Here is a 5,940-nt window from a genome sequence, read left to right as displayed (position 1 = left end):
GCCAAGAGCGGCGACTCCCGGGGCAAGGGGTCCTCCCACGGGCTCAACCTGACGGCCGGGGCCGGGCTGCTGCGCTCCCGGGACGCCGACGTCCGCGGCATGGGCCACCGCATGGGCGGGGCCTCCGCGACCCTGAGCGGCTCGCGCAGCCACTCCTCGGACACCTCGCGGGGCGTCTCCCACAGCGCCGACGACACCATCTTCTTCCCCGGCGGCTCCGACGTCTGGCGCGGGCCGGTCTCGTTCACGGCGCGGATGACCGATTACGAGGGCTCCGACCAGGCGCGCGGCACCGACCAGGGGGTGGACCTGTTCACCGCCCCGGTCCGGGCGGACTACTCGGTGATCACCCCCCGCGTGCTCACCGAGGCGGCGCCGCCGGCCACCCGGGATACCGACGACGGGCACCGGGCGCTGACCGAGACGCAGGCGCGCTCCCTCGTCGAGGGCCCGTTCTCGGCGCGGGGCACCGCGACGGACGGCGACGGCGGCACCCGCCGCAGCGGGCGCGACGGCCGCGACGGGGACGGGCGGCGGGACCGCCGGGGCGGCCGGGACGAGCGCCGCGGGGGACGCGGCGGGGACCGGACCGGGCGGGACCGCGGCGGGCGCGGGGAGGCCGGGGGCTCCGACCGGACGGCGCGCGAGCGCGACGTACGCGAAGGGGAGACCCCCGAGCAGGCGCGCGAGCGCCACCGCGCCGAGGACCTCGTGCGCGTCGGCGGCTCCGTCGAGCGGATCGGCATCGGACCGGCGAGCCGCACCTTCGAGCTGTTCTCGGGATTCCCCCGCGGCCTGTTCGAGGGCTTCGAGCGCAAGCTCCGCACCTACCTCAACACCACCGGCGGGCGCACCCACTTCCAGGAACTGCTGTCCCCGACCGGCATGGCCGACGACCCCTCCACCACCGCTCCGAGCGGCCGGCGCTCGCGCCCGGAGATGAGCGGCGGCGTCTTCTCCCCGCGCGACGTGCGCGCGACCACGGCCACGCGGGTGGAGCCGGACCGGATCGCGGAGTTCCAGCAGGTCGAGATGCAGATGATCACGCACGGCGAGACCGGCGTGGAGATCGGCACCTCCGACTCGGTCACCAAGAGCGCCGGGTTCAAGGTGGGGGCCACCGGCGGCGGGAGCGCCAACCGGACCGTCGACGAGGCGGCCCAGCAGGACCCCGACACCGCCGTTCCGCCCTCGCGGGCCGTGCGGCCGATCCCGCTGGGCGGGCTCAACAACACCTGGAACTTCTTCCGGTCCGTGGAAGGCACGTCCGCCAAGGCGTCGTTCACCGCCTCGACCACGATCGTCCCCAAGGCCGCCCTGGGGTACGCGTTCCGCCTCGCGGGCCGGGTGACCCAGGCGGTGGAGCTGCTGCACGAACGGGGCCCCGGGCTCGCCAAGTCGTACTTCCGCGGGTGGACGGCGCGTGCCCAGGACCTCTTGTCGGGGTACATCTCGGCGCGCGACGCCCAGGAGGCGGGCGTCGTCCTGGACCGCGTCACCGAGAACGAGGACGGCACCCTGGCGCTGTCGCCCCAGGACGACCCGGCCGACATCACCGACGTGCGCGTCCGGCCCGGGTTCGAGGACTCCGGCAAGCGGGTGCGCCCCGCCGACCCCACCGCCGCGCTCGAATCCCTCGTGAACGACCTGCGCGCCCAGAAGTACGAGCTGACCGCGGGCAGCCGCGAGCGGCTGTTCGAGGCGCTGACCACGCGGCTCGGCAACACCTCCGGGACCAGCGAGCCGGTGTCGGTGCGCGTGCGCCGGATCTCCGACTCCCAGGACCCGCGCTCGGGGCACCGGGCCCACGACGCGCAGGTGCACCTGGACCTGCGCACCCGGGAGCGCAAGGTCGAGTACCTGGCCTCCAGCGACGCCATCATCGAGTCGCACACCTGGACGTCCGGCACCGGGAGCAGCCGCTCCGAGGGGACCGGCGACACCGTCGGCGCCGAGGGCGTCTCCCTCCAGCCCACCCGCTTCGACGGGGACGAGAACCCGCCCGGACAGGAGCCGGGCAGCCGGCCGCTGTTCGTCTCCCCGGCCGTCTCGGGCGGCGCCTCGACCTCCGACACGCGTACCCGCGGGCGCTCCGAGGAGCGGACCCACACGGTGCAGCTGGAGATGAGCGGCCCCTACGCCAAGGTCGAGCAGGACAGCGAACTCGTGCTGCGCCTGCGCGGGCCCAAGGACCTGTCGGCCACCGGCCGGGGCGAGTCCGGTCCGATCCACACCTACTACCCGGCCTCCTACCTGGACTTCTCGCCGCGACCCACGGAGTCGGAGGGCTCGGCGGGCTCCGGCACGGAGCGCGGCCTCGACGACACGGTGACCCGGGCCCGGGGCCGCGGCCTGGACCAGGCGCTGAGTGAGCGCGCCGGGGCCGAGTTCACCGCGAACCGCGCCACCCGCCTGCCCGACGACGTGGTCATGATGCCGACCGCCGTGCAGGACGGGGGGCGCGGCGTCCGCGACACCGCCGCCGCCGTCATCGCCCGCTCCCTGGGCTGGAAGCCCGGCGACGGCGACCGGGACGCCGGCGGCAACTACACCTCCGACGGGCTGCGCCACGCCCGCGAGCACGTCGCCGACCGGCTGCACCTGGACCGGCGCCACTCGCCGATCGACAGCGGCCTGGAGTCCGTGGCCCTCAAGGCCCTGTTCTCCCGCACCGCCGGGCACGGGGACGGCGTCGCCCTGACCGACCTGGGCTCCACCCGGTGGAGCCTGACGGCCCTGCCCGACCTGTCCGGCGCCCGGATCCTGGACGTGGTGGCCGGAACCCGCCTGAGCACCACGACCGGTGACAAGAGCGGGCTGTCCGACTCCTCCGAGCACGGGTCGGGGACGGCGCTCGACCCCTCGGTGCGCCCGGCCGGGCTGACCACCGACAAGGACGTCTACGACAAGCACACCGGCGTCCTGGCCGGCGCGCTCAACACCCAGCTGGGATCGACCTCGACCACCGCCGCGGACGGGCGCGAGATCGCCACGGCGGGCCCGCCCCTGTCCGAGATCCAGCGCCTGGGCCCCGCCTACCTCGTCGAGCTGGACACCACGTGGGTCGTCGGCGCCTCCTCCGGCAAGGACTCCTACACGGGGCTGACCCGGGACACCGTGAGCGTGTGGGTGTCCCAGGACGACGCCGTGCGGCTGGGCATCGTCACCCCCGAACGGGCCGCCGCGCTCGCCGCGGAGGCCGAGCGCGTGCACGACGCCGCCGAGACCATGGGCGACGACGAGCACTCCTACGGGCGCGAGCGCGGGCGCCTGGAGGAGCCCGTCCGCGAGTTCGTGCGCGCCCACGACGTCCACCGGCAGGCGGAGCAGGACCGGACCGGCCGGCCTCCGCGCGAACCGCGGGACGGCTCCTCGCAGACCTCGGAGTGGGCGGCGGAACGCCTCAACGACGCCCGGGACGCCTACCTGGCCCAGGAGGAGAAGTACCGGCAGAGCCTGCGCCAGTACGAGCGCAGCACCGGCACCTGGGTGGACACCCTCAACGCCGCGCGACGGGACCTGAATCCGACCGCGGCGGAGGGGGCCGCGCCCGCCGCCCCCGCCCCGGGTGCCGTCCGGGCGGTCCCCGGGCTGTCGGAGACGACCCTGCGCGAGACCCTGGGCACCGAACTCGACCCGCGGGCCGGGGACCCCGACGACCCGGCCGCCGACCTGCGCGGGAAGGTCGGGAAGATCGACGACACCGTCACCGACCTGCAACGGCGCGAGCACCTTGCGCGGACGGCCACCGAGACTGCCGAAGGGCTGGTCAGGAACGCCGACGCCCTGCTGGCCGGGCGCCCGGATCCGGCCGCTCCCCCGGCGGGGACCGGCTCCCCCGCCCCCGACCCGGCCGCGGTGGCGGACCTGCGGACCCGGATCGACGCCTTCGAGCGCGACCGCGCCGCGCTGACGGGGGACGAGGCCTCCACCGACATCGACACGCTCGACGCCCGGCGCGACGCCCTGCTGGAGGAGACGCGCACCCTCCTCGACCGGGCCGAGGAGCACGGCGCGCTGGCCCGGGAGCAGGCCCGCGCCACCCGCGTGGCCCTGGACCGGGTCGTGGGCCGGATGAACCGCACCCGGGCGCTGACCGAGTCCGCGGGCGACCGCGTCAGCCGGATGCGCACCGAGACCCTGAACACGCAGGCGCGGCACCGGCCCCTGACCCAGGAGGCGCGGGACACCGGGGACCCCGCCGTGGGCGAGGACGTCCGGAGGCTGGGCGGGGACCTGGACACCCTGTTCGACCAGGGCCGGGACCTGGCCGCGCGCAACCAGGCGACCCGCCGGGAGGTCGACCGGGTCCTCAACGACGCCGACTCGGCCGCCCGCCGCGCGCTGCCCCGGTTCGAGGAGCGCGCGCGGGTCCAGCAGGACCTGGCCGCCGGCCTCGCCGCGCTGGGCGGTCCGCTGGTGGCCGACGTGATCGGAGATGTGCGCTCGGAGGGGGCCCAGGGCCGCCGGGCCTTCGACGACGCCGCTGCCGCCCTGGACCGCGCGGACGGGCTGCTGGACACCCGCGAGGCCGACGCCGGCCGGGTGCCACCGCCCCCGGCGGGCCTCACCACCCGCGCCCAGGTCGACGGCCTGGCCGGGCGGGTCGCGGCCTTCGAGGCGGAGCTGTCCGCGTTCGCGGCACAGCCCGAACGGAGCGGGGCCGAGGTCGACCGGATGCGGGAGGCCCGCGACGCCCTGCTGGCCGAGGCCGAACGGCTCGACGGGCCCGTCTCCGAGCGCGGACGCACGGTCTCCGCCGAACGCGCCGCCACCGAAACCGCGCTCACCCGGGTGAACGAGGAGACCGGACCCGTCCGACCGCTGGTGCAGGGGTCCGAAGAGCACCTGGCCGGCCTGCGCGCCGACACCGACCGGATCGCCGCGGACCACACCCCCTTCCTCGACGCGCGCCCGGACCTGCGCACCGCCCTGGACGGGGTGCGCACGACCCTGGACGGCCTGGACACGGACCGGGCCGCCCTGGGATCGCGGCTGGACACCCTGGGTGACCGGGTCCGGGACCTCACCGGCACCGAACTCCCCCGCCTGCGCGCGCTGGAGAACGACCTGCGCGGACTCCACCGCGACCTGGAGGGGCTGCACACCCGGGTCGAGGGCCTGGAGGTCCCCGAGGCCACTCCGCCCCGGGACGACGACTCCGACGACTCGGACGACTCCGGCGACGAGGGCACTCCCCCGGCGCCCGGCCGCGACGGCACCGGCTCCGGGCGCGGCGGCAGGTCCGCCCCCGCACCGGGCGGGACCGGCCGCGGGAACGACGGCGCCCCGCCCCCCGGCACCGGCGACGGGCGCGCCCCGGAGGGCTCGCGCGGGCACGGGAGGGACCGGACCCCGGACGGGCCCGCCGACACCGACTCCGACGCCTCGTCGGTGTCGGACGCCGACAGCGTCTTCAGCGCGGCCTCGGACGACTCCTCCCAGGACGGGCGCAGCGTCTTCAACGGCACCGACGACACCCGGACCCCGCAGGAGGCGCCGCCCTCCTACGACACCGCCGTGGGCCCGGACGGCACCCGCACGGAGACACCGCACACCTCCCCGGACCCGGCACCGGACCGCCGCGGCGTGGCCGACGAGATCGAGAACACCGACGGGACGCCCGAGGAGGCGCCCCCGGCCTACGACGCCGAACCCTCCCCGCCGCACTACCCCTACACCGAACTGCTCGACCGCCTCCTGTCCGGCGGGGACGCCAAGGACACCAAGTTCAGCCCCGACCCCGCCGTGGTCGGCGACCTCTCCTGGCCCAAGGACCTGCGGTCCGTCCTGCCCCCGCCCGGGTCCACCGAGGTCCAGGTGTTCAGCGCCCGGGTCCACGACCTGGACACCCTGGGTCCGGACGGACGCTCGCTGACCGGGGAGACGGGCGAGGGCTCGGGCACCCGCCGCGCACCGGCCGAGGAGACGGGCGGCGAC

At 76.5% G+C, this 5,940-nt stretch carries 1 pseudogene; it reads left to right on the top strand.

Annotated features, from left to right (window positions below):
- Nucleotides 1-5,940: pseudogene (locus BUE45_RS30795) on the top strand (hypothetical protein); the annotation flags it as partial.

The organism is Nocardiopsis flavescens, from assembly GCF_900141985.1.
In the GTDB taxonomy this organism is placed as follows: Bacteria; Actinomycetota; Actinomycetes; order Streptosporangiales; family Streptosporangiaceae; genus Nocardiopsis; species Nocardiopsis flavescens.
This window is presented reverse-complemented; position numbering and strand designations above follow the sequence as displayed.